Origin of the sequence: Sphingobacterium paludis, assembly GCF_004364125.1 — a bacterium.
GTDB lineage: Bacteria > Bacteroidota > Bacteroidia > Sphingobacteriales > Sphingobacteriaceae > Sphingobacterium > Sphingobacterium paludis.
Map to the genome: position 1 here is coordinate 22939 of NZ_SNZV01000008.1, position 21851 is coordinate 44789.

Below are 21851 nucleotides of genomic sequence, written 5' to 3' on the forward strand. Positions count from 1 at the left end.
TTTGTCTTTTAACCTGGTCAGACATTGCGTTCATGGGTGTCAATCGGGTTCCGGAATCAACAGGATAGGTATGCATTCCGAATGCGACCATTAGTCTAACGCACAACCCGAAAGTTCGGATTTTAACTTTATAAAAAAAAGGATGTTAATCTTCGTTGTTAACATCCTTTTCACTTTATTTCGCTGGGATAATCGTAATTTTTCTAAATTCTATCCCGGTATGATCACCTTGCAGGTAGATAGGTCCTGGTTCGCCCTCGTTGCTATCCAGCGCACCGCCGGTGATGCCTGGGATTTCCTGCTCGGAAATGATCGTTTTGCCATTGGCGACAATGGTTACTAAACGACCACGAAGCGTGATTTCATAGGTATTCCATTCACCTGGCCCCGCAGCAACCATGGCATTGGGAGATAAAAAGCCGTAAACGCCCCCAAAATACAAAGCACCAGGGTGCCGGTCTTTCGGTGAATCCTCAATTTGAACTTCATAACGCCCGCGCAAGTAAATTCCCGAGTTACCACCCTCGGCATAGCGGAACTCCGCAAGAAGTTTAAAATCTTCAAACTTTTCTTCCGTGATCAAATTAGCACCTGCCTTCTGGTTGATAAGAATGCCATCTTTCACGATCCATTGGTTGTCATCAGACGATGTTTTCCAACCTGCTAAATCCTTCCCGTTGAAAAGATCGATAGCAGTTCCCCACTGCGCGTCGCCCGTACGATTCAGATACGGTGCTTTCACACCGGTATAGGAAAATGTATTTCCTTTGTTTGTGGTCACCGAACCCTTCAATGTCTCACCACTGAGTTCACCTTGGATAGTGAAATCGCCCTCTCCACCTTCCCACTGTGGGGGGACGCTGAATGAGAATTTCCCATTTTCTAACCGTATGTGAGAGACCGGTCTACTGCTGCCACTGTCGCCGACATAATAGCCTACCAGTGTATTAAATCCCGACAGCTTGATCTCGATCCATGAAGGTACCTGTTTCCCATCTTTTTCTACCGTCAAATCCCAACGGCCAAGGAGGCCTTTGGCTTCCTCGGGGATGGTTTGCGAAGCTGGATTGTGCACCTCTTCTTCTTGTTTCTCACCTGTATTTGATGCGTTATCACAGGAAACGAAGGTAGCACTCACTAAACACAGCATCAGGCCATAGCCAACATATTTTTTCAACATATTCTTACGTGTTAAAGTTTAAAGAACTAATTTAAAAAAATAAATGGAAACCGAGCTGTTTTGCAGACGATCAGTCTACTCGGCTAGCCAATCTTCAGCACATTTAGAGCCGCAAACGCATAGACCAACTGGATCTCCATTACCGTTTACGCGGGAAAAGCACATCGCGGTTTCCATTGGAATGGCGTTTCTTTCCACCCTTTTTAGGGTGATGTTTAGGGCCATGGCGTTTTACATGGTGTACCTTTTTTGCGTGCCCAGGGGGACGATGTCTATGTGGATGTCCCGGCGCTGCACAGGAAAAGCAAACAAATGCCAGGATAACAATCAGGAATGTTCCAATAATTCTTCTCATAGCAAGTGTTTAAACAAATATTGCACCAATCTATCGCGCTGCAGATATGCATGTACCATTAAAGCAAATAATCGACGTCATTTTTCCGAAGCCATCGCAAAGTGACGATCGCGATCTCGACAATACCGAGTGATGTCCATCAGATTACCGTCGTGTGCTTATGGAATATCCGAATAAAATCAATATTTTTATCGATTTATAAACGGGGCAAACCATGAGTGAGGTTACTATTAAATCGATAGCAAAAGCGTTGAACTTATCGCCCGCGACAATATCGCGTGCATTGAACGACAGCCATGAAATAAAGCAGGCCACCAAAGATCGGGTGTTGGCCTATGCCAAAGCGCACAACTATCGCCCCAACCCTTTTGCTAAAAATCTAAAAACCGGTAAGACAAATCTTATTGGTGTGGTAATCCCATTTCTGTCCAGCCCTTTTTTCCTAGATTTTATTGAGGAACTGTATAAGGCCGTTATGCCCTTACACTACACGTTAATTCCGTTCCAAACCCAAAATCAGGAAACGCTAGAAAAGGAAGCCCTCCATTTCCTTACCCAGCAAAATGTTGCAGGCATCATCATTTCGCCCGCGCATGAAAACTCCAATGCAGCCTTTTTAGAACAAATACATAGCGACAACTGCCCTGTCATTCTATTTGACCGTATCCAACATGGATTGAAAACGCATAAAATTGGCATCCACAATAGCATGGAAACTTACAAAGCAACCGAAGACCTGATTAACAAGGGACGCAAAAAAATAGCCTTCTTATGTGGCAAGGATATCGGCAACACGAAAGACCGCATACGCGGCTACAAAAATGCATTGCTGAATAACAACATCCCGTTTCTACAAGACTATATCATTTATGCCGATTATCAAGATCCAAATCAAGATATTGATGAAGAATTAAGGGCAAAACTAGCTGGGCTACAAGACAAAGCTTTACTTCCAGATGCCATCGTCGGTGGAACCGATACGCTATCCATCAAAATACTAGGTATATTGGCCGATTTAAAACTTCGCATACCAGAGGATGTGGCCGTGATCGGGTTTACCAACACCAATCTCGCAGATTATCTGCAACCCGCCCTTTCGACCATACGGCAACCGACCCAGAAAATGGCTAACCTTGCCGTCGAACTACTGATGGATCTGATCGCCAAAGTGGGCAAACGCAATGGTATGGACTACCAAAACTTCCTTCTACCTTCCCAGACGTTTTATCGCAAATCGACCGAAATTTAAAGACGCATAATCTTTTGCCTAATACCTTGTGATCAGCTTGATGTTGTTACCATGTTCGTGCGCCCTGCTATCAGGATTTCGTTTCGAAATGAACCGCGATGACCGTTACAAACCGTGAAAGTCCCGACAAATGGAGCGGACTTTAGTTTCACCACTACACAACTGTCCTGCACTATCCTGTATCAACTTGATAGTCAATACGTAAACTCCAAAATTAAGCCCTAAACGCTCAAAATAAGCTATTTACGCATGCAAAACATACGCGCTATGAAATCGATTCCGGCAACGATTGCGTAGTTTTTTCCTTGAAAACACTAGGTTTCGATCATTCCTTTATCTTATTATTGTGCAGACGATAGGGCACAACTATTTCGAATAGGACGCGCAGCTATTGTCGTAACCAGAGTATATAAATCTAGTAACAAACAACATTTCAAAATCCGGAAAACGCACGCCGACCTAAGGGATAGGTCTCGCATGTTGCCATCCAAATTTTGGAGCTATAACCATTATCAAATCTAATATTTCACTTATGAAGGAAATTAACGCTTTACTTCTTTTGCTGCTATGTTGCCACCTCGCTTTTGCTCAGCAACGCACGATTACGGGGAAAGTTGAGGATAGCCAAAACCGTCCCGTGCATGATGTTACCGTGAAAGTTAAAGGAGCAGAGACGCAGACCAAGACCGACGAGAGTGGCAACTACCGCATTGTCGTTACGTCAACAAATGCTATCCTGATGTTTACTTCCGTAGGTTATGATCTGCAAGAGCAGCAGGTTCTGGGACGTAGCGTAGTCAACGTTACCCTGACCGATGGTAATTCGCAGTTGGACGAGGTTGTCGTTATCGGCTACGGCACTGTAAAACGAAAAGACCTTACCGGCGCGGTGTCATCTGTAGATGCCAAAACCATCTCGGCAGCCCCCGTATCTTCCGCATTGGAAGCCATACAAGGGCGAGTTCCGGGCCTCAACATTACTGCTACGGAAGGCTCGCCGGATGCGGAGCTGACGGTGCGCGTGCGCGGCGGCGGTTCTATCACACAAGATAACGCACCGCTGTATATCGTAGATGGATTTCCGGTAAGTTCCATAGCCGATGTAGCGCCACAGGACATCGAAACCATAGATATTCTTAAAGATGCGTCATCCACAGCGATCTACGGAGCCCGCGGCGCCAATGGTGTAATCCTTGTCACCACGAAAAGCGGAAAAACAGGAAAAACAAACATCAGCTTTAACGCTTTTAATTCGATTAAAAATATCGCGAATAAACTCGATGTATTATCGCCGATGGACTACGTAAAATGGCAATACGAGCAATCGTTGCTAGCCAATAAGCCCGAAAATTACACGCAATATTTTGGTAATTACCAAGACATGGATCTGTATGGAAATATCCCGGCGAATGACTGGCAAGATATCATATTCGGCCGCACCGGAAACACGTACAACCAAAACTTAAACATCAACGGTGGTAGCGAAAAAACGAAATACGCAGTGAGCCATAGTTTTATCGACGACAAAGCCATCATGCTGGATTCTGATTTCAAACGCCATAACATCAACCTGAAACTAAACCATAAACTCTATGACAAGCTGACGCTGGATCTAGGCTTTCGCTATTCGGACACGCGTGTAAACGGCGGTGGGATGAATGAACAAAATGAGAAATCATCAGCAGACTCGCGGTTGAAATATGCCATGCTTTATCCGCCATTTGCAGTCCCGGGATTAACAACCACTACCGAAACCGATGACGACTTCAATCTCTACAGTCCTATTGTGGCTATTGCTGACAACGACCAATACTTTCAGCGAAAAACCTACAACTTGAACGGTGCTGCCACCTACAAAATCATAGACAACCTGACCCTCCGATCGGATTTCGGCTATGAAGGCTTTCGCAATGATCAAGATCGCTTTTATGGCAATACAACCTATTATGTACGCAATGCGCCTACCAGTGGCAACCAAAATAAACCAGCACTGATACAAACCAATACAAATAGAAACAGCATCCGAAATTCCAATACGTTAAGTTATGATTTTGCCGATGTGATCGGTGCTGATCACAAACTGAACGCGATGGTCGGCCAAGAATTTATCATCACGACCAACAACATATTGGAAAACACCTTGCATGGCTTTCCTGAGACATTTGATTTCGAACGTGCACGGATGACAACCACGTTGGCAACACCATTCTCGATCAACAATTTCTTCGAACCAGATGATAAATTACTATCGTTTTTTGGCCGGGCCAACTACGATTACAAAGAGCGCTATCTACTGAGTGTTGCCTTCCGTGCGGATGGTTCTTCCAAGTTTGCCGCTGGCAACAACCGCTGGGGCTATTTCCCTTCCGTATCAGGAGCGTGGCGTGTGTCCGAAGAAAATTTCATGCAAAACACGAAAGCATGGCTTACCGACCTCAAGCTGCGCGCCAGTTATGGAGAAACTGGGAACAACCGCATTCCAAACGGACTTTTGGTGCAGCTGCTGAACAACTCGCCTACAGCTTGGGTCAACGGTAGCACGAACTATTGGGCGCCGTCCAAAACCATGGCCAATCCTGACTTGAAATGGGAAACCACCATCACGCGAAACCTAGGTTTGGATTTTACGCTGCTTGGCGGAAAACTGAATGGTACCATCGATGCCTATGTCAACAAAACCAAGGATCTTTTGCTGGCTTACAACGTAGCCGGATCGGGATACGACATCCAATATAGAAATATAGGAAGTACGCAAAACAAAGGTTTGGAGTTCTCCCTAAACTGGAATGTGGTAAGCAAGGAAAATTTTGATCTGACGTTTGCCGGCAACATAAGCTTTAACCGCAATAAAGTGTTAGACATAGGCGCTCTTGCCAACATCCCATCGGCATCGGGCTGGGCATCCACAGCAATCAATGCAGACTATATTGTCGAGGCAAATCACCCGCTAGGCCGCATGTATGGCTATGTCAATGATGGCCGCTACGAGGTATCAGATTTTGAGGGGTTCAATGCTGCTACAAACCGCTGGATCTTGAAAGAGGGCGTAGCGGATGCGTCGGATGTGGTAGGCAATGTTCGCCCCGGCTCGATGAAATTGAAGGACTTAGATGGCGATCTGAAACTGAGTGTTTCCGATAGAACATTTATTGGCGACGCCAACCCGCTCCACACCGGTGGATTTTCCATCAACTCTCGTATTTACAACTTCGACGTGGCGACATATTTCAACTGGAGTTATGGCAATGATGTGTACAACGCGAACAAGCTGGAGTACACGCAAACCAGTCAATATTTCTCGCGCAACATGATTGCGACGATGGTAGACGGTCAGCGATGGACCAACCTACGACCTGATGGAACCCTTAGCAACGATCCTGCTGAGTTGGAAGCGATGAATAGCAACACCAGCTTGTGGTCGCCCTATACGCGGCAGTTTGTCTTCAACGATTGGGCGGTTGAAGATGCGTCATTCCTTCGGCTAGCGACAGTAACCTTGGGCTACACGCTGCCTACCGCCATTTCGCAAAAATTAAGGATGAGAAGCCTGCGCGTATATGCATCCGGCTACAACCTCCTGCTGTTTACTAACTATACAGGCTTCGACCCGGAGGTATCTACCCGCCGGCAGACACCACTTACGCCAGGTGTGGATTATTCGGCTTATCCCAAGAGCAAATCATTCGTTTTTGGCTTAAATGTTAATTTTTAAAGACAACATGAAAGAGATGAAAAATTTAGTACATACAACCCTATTGCTCGCCGGTATACTGCTTGCCAGTAGTTGCAATGATTTTTTAGAAGCGCCCGCCAAGTCTTCCATGGAGGCCGAAGTGATCTTTTCTGATCCTACGCTAGCGGCAGGTGCCATTCCCGGCATCTTGCAATCCTTTGGAGAAACCAATTCCTATAGAGGTCGTTACCTCGTCTTCTACGGCACAAATACCGATGTAGAGGTCAACAGCTCCTTAAAAGCGATTGATGATGATAAAAGCCGATTAAGCAATTACAACACTACGCTTAATAACGGACAAATGAATACGGAGAACAATGCCTATGCTAAATTTTTCGAGGGTATTGAACGTGCTAATTTCGCTATTGTGTCGCTCCGCAGATATGGAAACATCGAAAACTCGCCCGAGATGGCACAGATATTAGGTGAAATTTTAACGCTTAGAGCGGTGCTGTACAGCGACCTGATCAAAGGATGGGGAGATGTTCCTGCGCGCTTCGAACCCATAACCAGCGCCACATTAACCCTGGAGCGTAGCGATAGAAACATTATTTACAAACAGCTGCTTGCCGACCTTGCTGAGGCCGCTGAACTACTCCCTTGGCCAAACCAAAGCGCAGCCACGAATTCTGTAGAGCGCGTGAGTAAAGCTTTCGCAAAGGGGCTTCGTGCACGCCTGGCACTGGCGGCAGGTGGCTACGCTTTACGGCAGGATGGCAACATCCGCCTAAGTGACGATCCAGATCTTTCCCGGGAGAAAATGTATAGCCTTGCAAAGCAAGAATGTCTAGATATTATCAATAGCAATACCCTGCGTCTGCTAGGTTTCGAGGAGACTTTCCGACGTTTTAATCAGGAAAATTTAGCGGCTGGTGGTGAATCCATGTGGGAAATACCTTTCGCGGAAGGGCGGGGCCGCGTGATATTTGACCTCGGTGTTCGCCACACGAAAACGAATAAATACACGGGGCAAAACCGGGGTGGCACCATAGGTCCAAACCCACTTATGCTATATGCCTTTGACAGGGATGATACACGACGTTTTGTTTCCGTGGTGCCCTACGAATGGGATCGCGCATCAGCCGATGCACCCGATGCAGGCGGCTTTCAGATCCCCTCATCGTTGGGCAGGCTGTTCTTCGGAAAATACCGCTATGAGTGGATGAGCCGACGGGTGACATCAACCAATGACGATGGCTTGAACTGGATGTATATGCGTTACGCTGATGTGATCCTTATGGCAGCGGAGACCATCAATGAGCTGGATGGTCCAACAGCAGCAGCGCCCTATCTTAAAATGATACTAGACAGGGCTTTTCCAAATAATCCGGCCAAAGTATCAACGCTTATCAGCGCCGCTACACCTTCGAAAGATGCGTTTTTCAATACAATTGTTGATCAACGAGCACTCGAATTTGTTGGCGAGATGTTGCGCAAGCAGGATCTTATCCGTTGGAACCTCTTAGACGTAAAACTATCGGAAGCCAAAACAAAACTGGAGCAACTGGAAAAACGGACCGGAATATACGCAAACCTGCCAAACAGAATATACTACAGAATGGCTGCTGATGGGGAGACGCTTGACATTTACGGCTTAAATTTTGGCGATACCGATGCACAAGGGGCTTCATTAGGCTATACCGCCAGTAAAACATGGACCATGGTTGCCAACAACGACCAAACAACATACTGGAATGCCTTGGTATATCCCGGAAAGACCGCCAATGCCCAGCCTTACTGGCCGATATGGCAGGTATTCTTAGACGCTTCAGAAGGAAAGCTGAATAACAAATTTTTGAACCTATAATATGAGCACCATGATCAATAGAAGAATATACTGGCTAATTGCACTGGCTATAAGTTACGGTTCAATAACCTCTTGTTCCAAGGATATGACGCAGGAAATTGCTGAGCTGAATCTCGACCGTGCCCTGTCTCCTACTGGAGTGCTTGCTCAAGTAGTAAACCGCACGTCGGTGCGTTTACAATGGAACAAGATGCACAATGCTGATCATTACGTTGTCGAGATATTTGACAACCCGTCATTCACTGGAGAAGCTGCCATGCGCTTGGACGATGTGCAATATACCCAACTTCCACTCACCGTTCCCGGCTTGAATGGCGAGACGGCTTATACTGTACGCATCCAGGCGATAGGCAGCACTGCTCCTTCGAAATGGAGCATGGCTACCTTCACGACAGATACGGAACAAATTCTGCAGACGATAGACCCAGACAAAGTGACGTCCTCTTCCGTGGTGCTGAATTGGCCTGCTACGGTGATGGCCACGAGCATCGTTATCACTCCCGGCAATATCGAAAGGCCTGTCAGCGCGGAAGAAGTGCGAGCCGGTGAGGCTTTGATAGCGGGTCTACAAAGTAACGTGACGTACACCGCTAGGCTTGTAAACGGCAACCGCACACGAGGAACGATCACCTTCACCACGCTATTGGGTGACAATGTCACGATGGTCGATCCAAGCCAAAACTTGGCCAGCATCATCGCTTCCGCCAAAGATGGCGATATACTTGCACTGCAACCGGGCACATATGCCATCGACAACGACTTGACCGTTGATAAAAGCATCACCATTCAAGGTCTTCGAACCGCTGATAGACCCATCTTACGAGGCGTCGCATTTAAGCTGAGTAAGAGCGTAGGCTTTACCTTGAAAGACCTCGTGCTAGACGGGACGGGTGGCAGCGGAAACCAAACCATCGTCTACACCGACGACGCTACCTATGAAGCATTCGTAATGGAAGGTTGTGACGTAAAAAATTATGTCAAAGGATTGTATCATATCAACAAAAAAACACGGATACGCTCCACGACCTTTAAAAACAATCTGATCCACGAGATTGAATGCAATGGCGGCGACTTGATCGACTACCGCACCGGCCTCTCTGACGTATTTATCTTTGAAGACAATACCGTTTACAATAGCGCCCTGGCACGCGATATATTCCGTATGGATGCAGGAGGTTCGACAGAATTTCCACAGGTTAAAAGTCTAATTACAATCACGAACAACACGTTCTATAACCTTGCGAATGGCAGTAAGCGATTACTCTATATCCGCCTAACAAATCATGAAATCTCATTCACGAAAAATATCATTGCAAATAGCCAATGCATCTACACCAATAATAACAGCCTGCAGGTGAAAGAATTTAGCCGCAACAACTACTTCAACACACCGAATATTACGGGTACCATGCCGGTAACGGAATCAGGCGCAACCACGTTAGATCCCCAATTTGCAGCCCCTGCATCCGGCAATTTCACGGTAAATAATTTAGACCTGAAGCTCAATGGAATAGGAGCTTCCAGATGGCGACAATAAACGCAATAGGCCGTATATATCACAACAATATATACGGCTATGGTAACACCGGTAGATGATGAACACATCGCATTTGTATCACAAACATACAATTCAGCCCCGCTAATGACACGAACAAAACAATCCCTTAAAAAGCCTGTAGCGGCAACGCGCAGTGCATTTACGATGTACAGCATCTGCCTAGCGGCATTTTTCTTAGCTCCTAGCCAAATCAGCTGTGCGAAACATACGACGAAACCTGTGCCCGCCCAGCGCGATACAACCGCGGAAAACATCGCCTTTCCCGGCGCTGAAGGTTACGGAAAAACCGCAACAGGCGGACGCGGCGGCAGGGTTATCAAAGTGACTAACCTGAAAGACGATGGTGCCGGAAGCTTACGACATGCCTTGATGCAAAAGGGGCCACGCATCGTGGTCTTCGAGGTTTCGGGTACTATCGATCTCCAGCGTCGCATCCAGATCAAAAATGGTGACCTGACCATCGCCGGTCAAACTGCTCCCGGCGACGGAATCTGTATCAAAAATTATGATGTGACGGTGGATGCCGACAACGTGGTTATTCGGTTCCTGCGTTTCAGGCTAGGGGATCTTACGCGGCAACAAACCGATGCCCTTTCAGGCCGCCACCAGCAGCATATCATGATCGACCATTGCTCGATGAGCTGGTCTATCGACGAGTGTGCCTCTTTCTACGCCAATAAAAACTTCACCATGCAATGGTGTATCATCTCGGAAAGCTTAAACCAATCTTTTCATGATAAAAATGACCACGGCTACGGCGCTATATGGGGCGGTCACCAGGCTACGTTTCACCATAACTTGCTAGCACACAACAACAGTCGAAACCCACGGTTTGATGGCGGTAACCGCCCTGGCACGGGGGGGCTGAGTCCGGTAGGTATTGATCAGGTAGATTTCCTGAACAACGTGATCTACAATTGGCATGGCAACAGCGTCTATGGTGGGGAAAATGGGGAGTACACGATGCGAAACAATTATTACAAACCCGGCCCCGCAACCCCAAAAAGCAACAACAGACGGATCATCCAGATTTACAAAGAGAAGAGCGCAACGTATGCTCCTGGCCATGGCACATTTTACATTCACGGAAACTACGTATTTGGAAATACGGCCGTTTCAGCCAACAACTGGCTGGGGGGTGTGGACTACGACACCGCGCTCGATCAAAACGCCGTACAGCGGAAGGACGCATTTCCATTTGAAAAGTTAAGCACGCAACACAGCGCCCAAGAAGCATTTGACGCCGTTTTGGCCAAAGCCGGCGCCAGCTACAGGCGCGATGTTGTAGACAGTCGCATAGTAAAAGAAGTACAAGATGGAACGGCCACTTTTAAAGGGTCGAAGACGCAGCTTCCCGGTATTATCGATTCGCAGGCTGACGTAGGGGGATGGCCCGCACTCGCACAACTGGAAGCCCCAAAAGATACCGATGGCGATGGTATGCCTGATGCATGGGAAATAGCCAACGGCTTGGATCCACATGTGTCCGATGCTAATGGCAACAAGCTGAGCAGGGTATATGATAATGTGGAGGTATACATCAACAGTTTGGTAAAAGACCTGTATTGATATCGCCGGAAGGATAACCGAATCAACTGAAGGCTGTACATCGCGGACAATAAAGTGGAAAGACAGGTCGAAACGCTTTATTTATTGAGAAATTCCCCTAAATCGCTTTCTGATGTATGTGATGAACGATTTTAAGCCGGCTAAAAATTGCGGGAGTTAGGCTTTTTTGTACCTTTACGATTCCTAAACCGACATCGATATGAAAAACAACTACAGCATCTGTATACCCGATTTGGGGTATATTTCTGGCGTAGCATACCATCTTACAGGGAGTACAGCTTCTATCCTGCCGCAGCTATGCTAATAGATAGAATCATCAAAAAATTTATGCATATCGACATCACGGAGGACGAGCTGCTGGAAGCGCGTAAAATTCTTCGTATCGAATATGGTAAGAGAAACAGCTTCTTTTTGAGAAAGGGCGAGCACAGCAGCCGCGTGGGTTTCCTTATCGAAGGCTTGCTATATGCCTACAGTATCGACAGCAATGGGGAGGAGCAGATTCACAACTTTTTCTATCCGTCGTTTCCGCACGATGTGCTGTTCAACTACGAAGCCCATATTCAGGTACAGTCCTCCCAGGTAGCTTACAAATTTTATCAGGATAGTACGATCGTTGTACTTGATACTGCCGGGCTTAAAAAGCTGTACGAAAAGTTCCCTCGGTTCTATTCATTAGAAATGCTGATCATGCAGCCTCAATTTTTGCAGGCCACTTATCAAAACAAACTGCTGCGGGCAGGTAAAGCACTCGAAAAGATCGCCATCTTAAAGCGGCAGTCACCCGAGATCTTTAAGCTGTTTCCCTCCGCCTACATCGCCTCCTATCTCGGAATTCACAGAAATACATTCAACAGAGCTATGCATAAACTATAGCAAAAATGCACCAAATGGTGCTTTTTTTTGACTAGGTTTGCAACTATTTTTGAACTGGTTACGTCACGTAGCCCTACTATGAAAATACGATCCATTTGCCCCTCTTGGCAAATAGTATCTGTGCAAATCATGTTGCGCTGAAGTTTATTATTGAGAACGAATTTATTAAGTGAAGTCTAGAATGACATTAGAGGATAATAGCAACAAGAAGATATGTATAGCATTTGCCGATGATTCCACGATCACGCAGTTACTCCTGAAGACGTTGATAGCCAAGGATCATCGCTTTAACCTGGTTTTGGATGCCGAACATGGCGAAATGTTGTTGGAAAAACTGAAAACAACGGAAACGCTTCCTACCGTTTGTATTTTAGACCTATACATGCAGCCCATGAACGGTATCGAGACAGCTTACGAAATTCAAAAACTTTACCCCGACATGCTGCTTTTTGGTTACTCAACAAGTACAGAACCGCACGATATAGAAAACATGCTTCAGGCGGGGGTGGTCAAGGTGTTCGACAAAAATGTCGTGAGCGTCCGCGAACTTCTGGCTGACATTTACCAGTACTTATCGCTTCCCAAATAACGGAAGGACACCACGTTTTTCGCTGCTTATACATGAAAGGCTTCATGCGAAAGGATGTAGCTTTGTCTACAGCGTTGAGGCGAGCAGCCGCAAGGGCCCAACGCTTCTTGCCGAGCAGCGCATGGAACGATGCAGCAAGCATGTGAAAAAAGATGCGCTAGGCCTTTCCGGGGAGAAATGTAGCTCTAGCAAGCATTTAAAACACCTCGCCTAATGACAGGTGTATGCCGCGGTGGTGCTTGCTTACCCCGTAATCGATGGCGATGTTGGTACCTGAGTTTTTATTGAATTTGAGCCGGAGGCCACCGCCAGCCCCCACGTTCCAATTCCAGAGGAATTTGCTTTGTGGACCGCTCACAGAGGTTAAATTGGTGAAGACCACAAACCCCAGAAAACCGTCTTGCGTAATATCTCGCCGATATTCCCCCTCTACATAATACATGGATCTGCCACGGTAGCGACTTAGTGGCATCCCCCGCCCTGAGCTATTGTATGGATCCCACCCTAAATTGGGCAATTCCAGATAGGGGACTTTAGCGCCAAATACGGTCCAGAAAAAATTGCGCACCGCGATCATATTCTGCCGATCTGGATTGTCTGTGAGACGATGGTAGCGCCGCATCTCCACAAATAGCGATTGCCAGGCGCTGCTACTGCCCATAAACTTCGGATTCACGCGAAACTGGAGGTTGGCATAGTTTCCATCCCAGGCATTGATAGAATTGGCACGCGTATCGTAAATCATGTTAATGCTGATACCCGAGGAAACGTAGGCATCATAAGGTGCGGTCCCGTAAGCATAGTCGGTAAACTCAGCCAACGATACAGCATCTTTGCTTTCTACCTGCATCCTGTAGTCTAAATCATAGCCAAGACCCATAAAGAAACCACCCTTGATGCGCTTCAATGCATGTTGATAAAAACGTAAATAGGTATAATCCAGCATAATCTTATTGTCTTGAGCATGCTGCCTACCCAATCCCCATGTTTCATGTGGATACCGTAATAAGCGGATATCGCCGTCTATTACCCAGGTATTTTCCTTCAGCCAGATATACGATCGAATCGGGATGCCAAAACGCAGGCCAAAGTTGGTGTAGGGTGTGAAATTCACGCGCGATATGTAGGTGGTTTTTCGATCGCCGAGGTAGAATCCTGCCGTCGTAGAAGTAATCAACGCATGCCCGCCGCCCGGCACATTGGTGGAGAAGGGTAGTATCGAAAAATAGATCTTTTGTCCATTGCTATCGATACCCGCCGGCGGCTTGATTTTAAACACCTGCTTAGCGATATCAATAAGATCGCGATGCTTACTCGTATCGACTACAAATTTGCTGACTTCAATTTCGTGAACAGGACGCTGCGCGTAGGCATGCAGCATACACATGTGCACGATTACAACCAGTGAACCGACAACCTTCAACCTTCCCAATCCGTGAAAATAGAGCATATTTACGCATGTAGCAGACGTACGAGATAAGCACAAATTGTACCATTTATGCGGCTATAAAACGAATCTTAAGCTAAAGCGGTGACTTACATCGTGCTAACATAAAACGATGTATTTAAAACAGATCAAATTTCATCCCCAACTGGTATTGTTCTATATCGGCATGCCAATTTCCGTGCACATCGGATGGCCTCTTTAACCCACGATAACGGAAGTAGAAACGGCTAAGTTCTACGCCAAGGCTATGTCCGAAACGCACATCGCTACGGAAAGCCGGTGCCCCGTTGTTCAACCGATATTTGTCATCGTTAATTAGGCTACTGAATTCGACGCCGCCTAGCAGGGCGAAGCTGGGTGTGATCTTTAATTTAAGCAGGACGGGCAAATTGAAGTAATGAAGTGATTTCGTGCCTTTTTGTATGCCTTCCGGATACATCGCTGTTCGATCGTTTGCGCGTATGCGTGTGATATTGAAAGACGGTTCTGCCTGTACAGCGAGCAGTTTCGTGATGTCAACCCGCAATGCCGCCCCAGCTTGGAAACCGATTTTTTGGGCGGATCTAAAGCCATCGCCATTTGCATTAGATAGATTGCCACCAAGTCTGATACCTAGACCAATTTGCGCCAGTAATGTCGGCGCATACAGAAGGCTAAATATTAGGATAAGGAGATGCCTGCACTGCTTCATACAGCCCCCGCTTTTTGTTTAGCAGCTATAAGGTGTTGCTCCTTTTCAAAAACCCAAGCATTTTGAGGAAAAAGGAAAATGAGCAAAAACAAGGTCGTTATCCCGGCTTCTAGGATCTCGGCATTTTTTCCTGAAGGTATAAAAAGGATCGATCCAAATAGTAGTAAACACGCTGCGATTTGATACAATTGTGCGATAGGAAGTCCAACTTTATCAACGAAGGACTTCACACCCGTTTTTTTGCTATACAGTAACGGTAATACCAATAGGTAAAAAGCAATTCCCCCGGTCAGTAATTGCGAGAAGACAATTTTGTTTATTTTTTTGTCCCCCACCACCATGTTGTGCAAATTCGTCTCCGCCTGCGAATTATGCTGTTTGAAAAATTCAGAGCTCTGCACATCAAAAACGCGCTGCCCCCAGCTAATTTCTTCTCCTGCTACAAAAAAAGAAAAAAGTGCGACCAGTAGCATAAGCACATTAAAATGCCAGGTTTTATATCGGCCGTGAGAAGCGACCTGGTATAACGCATAGATCGTCGCAAACAAAAGCGGAACCAATGTCCAGTTTTCTACAAAACCATCTTCTACCGCATACACCTCCTCAAACCACTGCACATTTATCCGTGAAATAACAACTCCTGTTACAACGATAGTAGAGGTGAAAACCAGTAAAAGGATTTCAAGCGGCGATAATTTTGTAGGTCGAAACATAGTGCATCAAAGATAGGCAACCTTCGTAAACTTAACTTTTGACTTTTGTAATATTTTGGTCAGTTGTTTTAATTTAGTATGGAGTAGTGGGTAGTGCGTAGTGCGAAATAAGTTTTGTAGGGTATGTTAGTTAGATTTTGGTATAGTATGCTATGGGCTAGCAAGACCTTCGCTGTATTACGAAACGTGCACGAAACCTAATTAACCACATGTCGCCTCGAAAGCTTTGCAACATGTAGGAATTTGCCATTGCACAAACCATTCCTGCAAAGGTTTCAAGCGACAGGGTTTTGAATACTTTTGCCCTACAAAAGTATTGCCTTGTCCTAGCAAAGGACGGATGGGTTAAGGCTGGGAAAGGATCTTTTTAAACCTTCACTATTACTCCGTAAACAAAATCTCCCAATGGTGCCCATCAAGATCAATAATCGTTACGGAATATCCCCACTCCTCAATAAGTGTCGTGACCTTTTGAGCGCCCGCGGCTTCAGCACGCACTACGACAGCATCCACTTCTTCTTTTGAATCTACATTATGACTCAGTATAAAACCTGCGGAAAATGCCTCCTGCGGCTCTTCGGGTAAAGCCTGTGGCAACCTATTTTCTACTTGCTGAAGCGTTAAAAAAAGCTCACCTTCTAACGGAAAGACACAAAGATCTTCACTCACATCAGAAGCCATAAAATCAAAAGCTTGTTCGTAAAAAGATTTTGAAGCAGCCATGTCTCTGACAGCAAGGGTAATAATATTTATTTTCGCTTTCATATCTAAATAATTTTTTCACGAGCTAGCTACGCTCGATTTGTCGTTTATCGTTAAATGGAAGCAGGATGTTGCTTTCCATCAATCTTTGTACGCAATGATGACACCTTATTTCCTATCGGTCTCCAATAGAAGGACGGCCTTAAGCGACAATGGTTTTCACCAGGGCAATTTAAATGAATCTTCCTAGGGCGATCTTCCGAATTTGCCGACATGTAATTATACTTTTCAAACGATCTCCGTTTTTTGAACCTTTAATCAGCATGAACGTTCTATCTAAGCGATAGACTTTAGCACAAACAGCCATGACGCTTTGGTAAGCGAAAACGAGGGTTGGACATGTGACGAAAAGCGTTCGAAATCACATAGAACATATTAATATGCAATTAACGCAGACTAAGCAATACGCCGATAATATTTTGGCTTGTATAGGTAACACACCGCTTGTGAAGCTAGATAAGCTCTTTCCAGATATGCCGATGACCATTTTCGGAAAGCTGGAAATGCTAAATCCGGGCGGAAGTATAAAAGATCGGTCAGCGCGGCATATCCTCGACTGTGCCATGGCGGCCGGGTTGGTAAACAAAAATAGTGTTATCATCGAATCCACCTCAGGTAATATGGGTATTGGTTTGGCACGCATTTGCCATTACCATGGCCTCAAACTTATTTTAGTTACCGATCCACATATCAATCCACTCGCTGAAAAGATTCTGAACACCTTTCACGCCCAGATCGTAAAAGTAGATAAGCATGATGGCAAAGGTGGGTATCTGAATTCGAGATTAGAAAAGGTTGCAGAGCTGCTGCGAGACACGCCGAATAGCTTTTGGCCAGATCAATATCATAATGCTGATAACCCTGCCGCCCATCGACAGACATTTTTGGAAATCGTGCAGAGCCTTGGCGCCGCGCCCGATTACCTGTTTGTGCCGACCAGCACCTGTGGTACATTACGGGGGTTTGCGGATGCCATAGCGGAGCAACATGCCATGACCAAAGTCATCGCTGTTGATGCAGAAGGCAGTTTAATCTTTCAAGATAAAGCGAAGCCACGCATGATTCCGGGTATGGGTGCGAGCCGTAAATCACATTTTCTTGTTCCCACACAAATTCATGATGTTGTCCATGTATCCGACGAAGAATGTATTGCTGGATGTAGGCATCTGCTGGATACGGAAAGCATACTGGCGGGAGGCTCATCAGGTGCTGTAGTTACGGCTATTAAAAAGTATAGGCCAAGCATGGAAGATGACGCTACTATTGTTGCCCTCATTCCCGATAATGGCGAGCGATACCTCGATAGCGTATATTCGGAGGAATGGATTCAAAAACATTTTCCTTCTTGTCTCTATTAATACGTATATGATTTGGAAGACAGCACATATTTTGGATGACGCAAAAACCGCACGAGATTATATCGCCAGCTATATAAAAGATCCGGCTGCCCTGCAAGAAGCTGCCTTCGTGCCGGAGGCAACAAACATCGTTCTTGTAGGTGGAGGGCCAAAAGGCATGTATGCATTGGAACGGCTATTAAACGAGCTTCCCTCGTCGCTGGAGCGCGAAGGCATGCATATCATATGGATCAATGAAAATGCCGATTTCGGAAGTGGAAACAACTATCAAGTTGATCAGCCGGACTACCTGCTGATCAACTACTGTATCGGAAACATCGACGCCTGGGACCGAGAATGTGTTAACACAAGCATACCGCAGCAGCTCGATTTACTGGATTGGATAAAAGCTTCCTGCGATAATGGCATGCAGGCACGACCCACAGACTATGCCTCGCGTGCATTGGTGGGATGCTATCTGCAATCTTCCTTGCAGCGCATATTGACCAGCATACCGGCGAACGTATCGGTTTCCTTATTACAGGCAAAAGTCGCTGACATCCACTATGAAACTGACTTTAGCCTACAACTTCAGGGCGAGGAGGTTCCGTTAAAAGCAGACTATCTGCTCTTAGCAACTGGCCATTGCTATGAAAACAACAATCTGCTGGGTGCCGGCGCAGTACCTGCTGAGCAGAGTGGCCATTATTTCAAAAGTGCTTACCCCGTGAAAAAGCTGGACAGCATCCCGGCGCAAACGCCTGTTGCTGTTGTCGGATTAGGGCTGACCTGTATTGACGTCGTATTGCATCTGACCGAGGGGCGCGGCGGACGATTTACGGCTGATGGCATCTATTTATCATCTGGCGATGAGCCGTTGCTATACGCCTTCAGCAGAAAAAATGTCCCGATACTAACCCGTGGGCCCATCTATGGTGAAGACCGTTATCAACTTCGTCCTGCCACAATAGCTCGCCTGCAGGAATTTAAGGCAATAAGCGGGGAACGCCGCATCGATTTTACCCGCGAATTGTATCCTGTGTTGCAAGATGAAGCGCAGTATGCCTATTACAGTACCTTGCTCAAGGAACGTAGCGAACAGCGCATAGCCGACTACATCGCCAAGCTTCCTTCGAACGAAATTTTCACATTGGATGAGCTGCTATTTCCTAATTCGCTGTCTGACCATGAGTCCATGCTGCAGTATTTGCGCGATACTATTGCGTATGCTGAGTGTGGGGAATTGCAAGCTCCGGTGCTGGCAGCATCGGCCGTATGGCGCGAGGCAACAAAATGGATCGGCGATCTATATCAACATGCAGGCTTTACAGGGGCCAGTCAAGAAGTATTTGACAAGCAGTTTTTCGGCGCATTTTGCCGCAGCAGTTTCGGGCCACCTATTGCCAATATGAAAAAGCTATTGGCCTTGGCGGAATTCGGAATCCTTCGCTTTCCAGCCACAGAAAATGCGACAATAGACTACAACAACGAGCAAGCCATATTCGAAGTAAAGGGCGACAACAGCAGCTTTACCAGTACTTACCTTGTAGACGCTCGAATAGGCCGCAGCAATCTCGAGCAGAAAAATGCTTCGCTTTATCGTGCGCTCTACGAAAGCGACCTGGTGAAAGCTTTCGATAACGAGGGTTACCATCCGGGATGCGTCGCTATGGATATACATGGCCGCGCAACGACCGCATCATGCGCACCACTGTTCTTCTACGGCACACCGACAGAGGGCGTCTTGCTAGACAACGACTCCCTATCTCGAAAACGAAACGACACCGCTTCATGCTGGTCTAAATTTGTGGTCAATACCCTTTTACGCTTACAAAAAAACAATACATATGAATTCTCCAGCGGCGGATAAACATCTCGCCTTAACCCCAATCATACATCCTTGGATAGAAAAGCTGTTGGCCGACAAAGATCTTTTGGCGGAAACCGTAAAACAACAAAATTCCCCGGTAAATATACAGAGCATTGCACCCTTCGCCGAAAATATAGCCGAATATAAACGTGTGTTCGAACAGTACCAGATAAAGCACAAAATCTTCTTCGCGCGCAAAGCCAACAAATGCTTGACATTTGCCAAAGCCGCCGCATCGGCAGGTGAAGGCGTGGATACAGCGAGTCATAAGGAACTACAACAATGCCTGGAAGCCGGCATTCCCGGCGATCAATTGATACTCACTGCAGCCATAAAAAACGTGCCGCTACTCGAGCTTGCCGTCGAAGAGCATGTGAACATCATTATCGACAACATGGATGAATACGAGTCCTTGGATGGTATCGTTCGAGCAAATGAAACTAAAGCTAGCATTAGCCTGCGTTTGGGTGGTTTTACGCTCGATGGCAACACGCTGCCCACCCGCTTTGGTTTCTCGCTTCAGGATGCGTACAAGCTGATCACCGAAGAGATTACGGCACATCCCTTTCTTCGTTTCACCGGACTGCATTTTCATTTAAACGGCTATGCTATTGATCAGCGTGCAGCAGCGATTTCACAATCTCTACAATTGATTGATGACCTCGCCGCCGCAGGAATACCTTGCCAGCATTTGGATATTGGCGGCGGATACTTGGTCAACTATTTGGCGCAGCAAGAAGAATGGCAGACGTTTCATCAGGAATTAAAACGGGCGGTGCTGGGACAACGAACCGCTATCACGTATCAAAATGATCCTCTGGGCATGGTGCGCATCGATGAAAAATTGTATGGAGAACCTACCGTTTACCCCTACTATAACGAGCTTCCGAAAGCCGCATTCCTCGAAAAAATCTTGAGCAGTGAAGCTCGGCCATACGGTCAGCCCATTCACGAGCTCATCAAAGCACGTAACATCGAGCTGCGCATCGAGCCAGGGCGCTCCTTACTGGACCAAGCCGGCATAACGGTTGCCCGCGTGGTATTTCGCAAAACAGATACCGAAGGAAATTTGCTGGTTGGGTTGGAAATGAACCGCACACAAATGAAAAGCTCCAGCGCAGATTTTCTATTGGATCCGATTCACATTACCCATCAATCTGCCGAACGGCAAGAGCCGATAAGCGGTTACCTCGTTGGCGGCTACTGCCTGGAGCAGGAATTTCTATTAAAACGCAAGATACAATTCGCCACCTATCCACAAATTGGCGATTTGATTGCATTCCCCAACACAGCGGGCTACATGATGCACTTTTTCGAGTCGCAAGCCCATCAGTTCGCACTCGCAAGCAATGTGTTTTGCACAGCAGATTTAGAAATAACGAAACAGGATGGCGATTAAGATGCGCCATCCTGTTTTGCATCATGCCGTTGTTTGTATTCATGCATATATTCGGCTAATGCTCGTTCCTCGGGTCTGTCGCTACCGGATAAACTGTCGATAATACGTTCTTTCTCCAGGGCTGATTTATTTTGACTCAATTTTTCTTGCCCTTGCAGCTCTGTCACTTCAATACGAAACGCTTCTAACCCTTTTACCATGCCTGATTTAAAAGATTCCGACAAGGTAGACCATTGCTCTTGATAAGCCGGTTCATAGCGTTGTATCATCGTCTCCAGACTTTCCATCTTTTTATCCGGATCGGTTACCAAGGACGCCTTGCCATACGCATGCACGGCAACATAATCCCAGGTTGGAACAGATTCCAGTTTATCATAATGTTGGGGAGAAATGTAGGCATGCGGACCTGTAAAAATAACCATGCACGGCTGTTCGTGCAGATGTGTTGATTGTTCATTTGCTTTCGCCATATGCGAGACCAGATAAAGCTTGTCAGCATCTTGCTCAATCACAAAAGGCAAGTGTGTCGCCATACAACGTCCGGAATGATGGGTGACCAAACAAGCAAAACTTTGCCTTTTCATCAGGGCAATCTTGGTCGATTCTTCAGCTATAGTAAATCTTTTCGGTATATACATTCTAGGAGCTCCTTTCGTAAAGACGAATATACTTTTTAAGTAGGACTTTTACACGGCGATTTAAAAGCGACATATCGA

At 46.3% G+C, this 21851-nt stretch carries 17 protein-coding genes; 10 read left to right on the top strand and 7 right to left on the bottom strand.

What is annotated here, in order from left to right:
• Positions 1-175: 175 nt before the first annotated feature.
• The gene (locus tag B0I21_RS15550; RefSeq protein WP_133641408.1) at positions 176-1180 is read right to left on the bottom strand and encodes a 3-keto-disaccharide hydrolase; all 1005 of its coding nucleotides are present in this window, start codon (positions 1178-1180) and stop codon (positions 176-178) included.
• Between the two features lie 139 nt (positions 1181-1319).
• Positions 1320-1535: a hypothetical protein gene (locus tag B0I21_RS15555; RefSeq protein ID WP_133641409.1), complete on the bottom strand. Its 216-nt coding sequence runs from the start codon at positions 1533-1535 to the stop codon at positions 1320-1322.
• A gap of 214 nt (positions 1536-1749) precedes the next feature.
• Here B0I21_RS15555 and B0I21_RS15560 point away from each other — a divergent pair, with 214 nt between their 5' ends.
• The 7 genes from B0I21_RS15560 to B0I21_RS15590 all read left to right on the top strand — a co-directional run bounded on the left by B0I21_RS15560 (position 1750) and on the right by B0I21_RS15590 (position 12916).
• Positions 1750-2784 carry a LacI family DNA-binding transcriptional regulator gene (locus B0I21_RS15560; protein WP_133641410.1) on the top strand — a complete coding sequence of 345 codons (1035 nt, stop codon included), beginning with the start codon at positions 1750-1752 and terminating at the stop codon, positions 2782-2784.
• Between the two features lie 532 nt (positions 2785-3316).
• Positions 3317-6496 carry a SusC/RagA family TonB-linked outer membrane protein gene (locus tag B0I21_RS15565; protein WP_133641411.1) on the top strand — a complete coding sequence of 1060 codons (3180 nt, stop codon included), beginning with the start codon at positions 3317-3319 and terminating at the stop codon, positions 6494-6496.
• Between the two features lie 16 nt (positions 6497-6512).
• Positions 6513-8324, top strand: coding sequence for a RagB/SusD family nutrient uptake outer membrane protein (locus tag B0I21_RS15570; RefSeq protein WP_133641412.1), 1812 nt, complete (start codon positions 6513-6515; stop codon positions 8322-8324).
• 10 nt (positions 8325-8334) lie between these two features.
• A complete protein-coding gene (locus B0I21_RS15575; RefSeq protein WP_166637877.1) occupies positions 8335-9861 on the top strand; it encodes a DUF4957 domain-containing protein in 1527 nt (508 codons plus the stop codon).
• A 39-nt stretch (positions 9862-9900) separates the two neighbouring features.
• Positions 9901-11451 carry a pectate lyase gene (locus B0I21_RS15580; RefSeq protein WP_243836167.1) on the top strand — a complete coding sequence of 517 codons (1551 nt, stop codon included), beginning with the start codon at positions 9901-9903 and terminating at the stop codon, positions 11449-11451.
• 297 nt (positions 11452-11748) lie between these two features.
• On the top strand, positions 11749-12327 hold the full coding sequence (locus B0I21_RS15585) for a Crp/Fnr family transcriptional regulator (protein ID WP_133641414.1): 579 nt from the start codon (positions 11749-11751) through the stop codon (positions 12325-12327).
• A gap of 181 nt (positions 12328-12508) precedes the next feature.
• A complete protein-coding gene (locus tag B0I21_RS15590; protein ID WP_133641415.1) occupies positions 12509-12916 on the top strand; it encodes a response regulator in 408 nt (135 codons plus the stop codon).
• A gap of 196 nt (positions 12917-13112) precedes the next feature.
• Here the strand turns inward: B0I21_RS15590 and B0I21_RS15595 are convergent, their stop codons facing one another.
• The 4 genes from B0I21_RS15595 to B0I21_RS15610 all read right to left on the bottom strand — a co-directional run bounded on the left by B0I21_RS15595 (position 13113) and on the right by B0I21_RS15610 (position 16532).
• Positions 13113-14366: a BamA/TamA family outer membrane protein gene (locus B0I21_RS15595; protein ID WP_133641416.1), complete on the bottom strand. Its 1254-nt coding sequence runs from the start codon at positions 14364-14366 to the stop codon at positions 13113-13115.
• Between the two features lie 115 nt (positions 14367-14481).
• Positions 14482-15054 (bottom strand): outer membrane beta-barrel protein, encoded by a 573-nt coding sequence (locus B0I21_RS15600; protein ID WP_133641417.1) that lies wholly within the window; start codon positions 15052-15054, stop codon positions 14482-14484.
• A complete protein-coding gene (locus tag B0I21_RS15605; protein WP_133641418.1) occupies positions 15051-15767 on the bottom strand; it encodes a hypothetical protein in 717 nt (238 codons plus the stop codon). The genes B0I21_RS15600 and B0I21_RS15605 overlap by 4 nt, the downstream gene beginning before the upstream one ends.
• A gap of 381 nt (positions 15768-16148) precedes the next feature.
• Positions 16149-16532, bottom strand: coding sequence for a VOC family protein (locus tag B0I21_RS15610; protein WP_133641419.1), 384 nt, complete (start codon positions 16530-16532; stop codon positions 16149-16151).
• A gap of 377 nt (positions 16533-16909) precedes the next feature.
• Between B0I21_RS15610 and sbnA the strand changes: the two genes are divergently transcribed.
• Genes sbnA through B0I21_RS15625 form a run of 3 tightly spaced genes read left to right on the top strand, consistent with a single transcriptional unit; the run spans position 16910 to position 21135 of the window.
• Entirely contained in the window at positions 16910-17887 is a 978-nt protein-coding gene (sbnA, locus tag B0I21_RS15615) for a 2,3-diaminopropionate biosynthesis protein SbnA (RefSeq protein WP_133641420.1), read from the top strand.
• 7 nt (positions 17888-17894) lie between these two features.
• The gene (locus B0I21_RS15620; protein ID WP_166637878.1) at positions 17895-19736 is read left to right on the top strand and encodes an FAD/NAD(P)-binding protein; all 1842 of its coding nucleotides are present in this window, start codon (positions 17895-17897) and stop codon (positions 19734-19736) included.
• Positions 19714-21135, top strand: coding sequence for a Y4yA family PLP-dependent enzyme (locus B0I21_RS15625; protein WP_133641422.1), 1422 nt, complete (start codon positions 19714-19716; stop codon positions 21133-21135). The genes B0I21_RS15620 and B0I21_RS15625 overlap by 23 nt, the downstream gene beginning before the upstream one ends.
• On the opposite strand, the gene B0I21_RS15630 is transcribed toward B0I21_RS15625, so the two are convergent.
• Positions 21132-21773: an FMN-binding negative transcriptional regulator gene (locus tag B0I21_RS15630; protein ID WP_133641423.1), complete on the bottom strand. Its 642-nt coding sequence runs from the start codon at positions 21771-21773 to the stop codon at positions 21132-21134. The genes B0I21_RS15625 and B0I21_RS15630 overlap by 4 nt on opposite strands.
• Positions 21774-21851: the final 78 nt, after the last annotated feature.

Bases quoted from the DNA above. Each gene is read 5' to 3' on its own strand.
- B0I21_RS15550 (WP_133641408.1), bottom strand. From the start codon at position 1,180: ATGTTGAAAAAATATGTTGGCTATGGCCTGATGCTGTGTTTAGTGAGT.
- B0I21_RS15555 (WP_133641409.1), bottom strand. From the start codon at position 1,535: ATGAGAAGAATTATTGGAACATTCCTGATTGTTATCCTGGCATTTGTT.
- B0I21_RS15560 (WP_133641410.1), top strand. From the start codon at position 1,750: ATGAGTGAGGTTACTATTAAATCGATAGCAAAAGCGTTGAACTTATCG.
- B0I21_RS15565 (WP_133641411.1), top strand. From the start codon at position 3,317: ATGAAGGAAATTAACGCTTTACTTCTTTTGCTGCTATGTTGCCACCTC.
- B0I21_RS15570 (WP_133641412.1), top strand. From the start codon at position 6,513: ATGAAAAATTTAGTACATACAACCCTATTGCTCGCCGGTATACTGCTT.
- B0I21_RS15575 (WP_166637877.1), top strand. From the start codon at position 8,335: ATGATCAATAGAAGAATATACTGGCTAATTGCACTGGCTATAAGTTAC.
- B0I21_RS15580 (WP_243836167.1), top strand. From the start codon at position 9,901: ATGGTAACACCGGTAGATGATGAACACATCGCATTTGTATCACAAACA.
- B0I21_RS15585 (WP_133641414.1), top strand. From the start codon at position 11,749: ATGCTAATAGATAGAATCATCAAAAAATTTATGCATATCGACATCACG.
- B0I21_RS15590 (WP_133641415.1), top strand. From the start codon at position 12,509: ATGACATTAGAGGATAATAGCAACAAGAAGATATGTATAGCATTTGCC.
- B0I21_RS15595 (WP_133641416.1), bottom strand. From the start codon at position 14,366: ATGCTCTATTTTCACGGATTGGGAAGGTTGAAGGTTGTCGGTTCACTG.
- B0I21_RS15600 (WP_133641417.1), bottom strand. From the start codon at position 15,054: ATGAAGCAGTGCAGGCATCTCCTTATCCTAATATTTAGCCTTCTGTAT.
- B0I21_RS15605 (WP_133641418.1), bottom strand. From the start codon at position 15,767: ATGTTTCGACCTACAAAATTATCGCCGCTTGAAATCCTTTTACTGGTT.
- B0I21_RS15610 (WP_133641419.1), bottom strand. From the start codon at position 16,532: ATGAAAGCGAAAATAAATATTATTACCCTTGCTGTCAGAGACATGGCT.
- sbnA (WP_133641420.1), top strand. From the start codon at position 16,910: ATGCAATTAACGCAGACTAAGCAATACGCCGATAATATTTTGGCTTGT.
- B0I21_RS15620 (WP_166637878.1), top strand. From the start codon at position 17,895: ATGATTTGGAAGACAGCACATATTTTGGATGACGCAAAAACCGCACGA.
- B0I21_RS15625 (WP_133641422.1), top strand. From the start codon at position 19,714: ATGAATTCTCCAGCGGCGGATAAACATCTCGCCTTAACCCCAATCATA.
- B0I21_RS15630 (WP_133641423.1), bottom strand. From the start codon at position 21,773: ATGTATATACCGAAAAGATTTACTATAGCTGAAGAATCGACCAAGATT.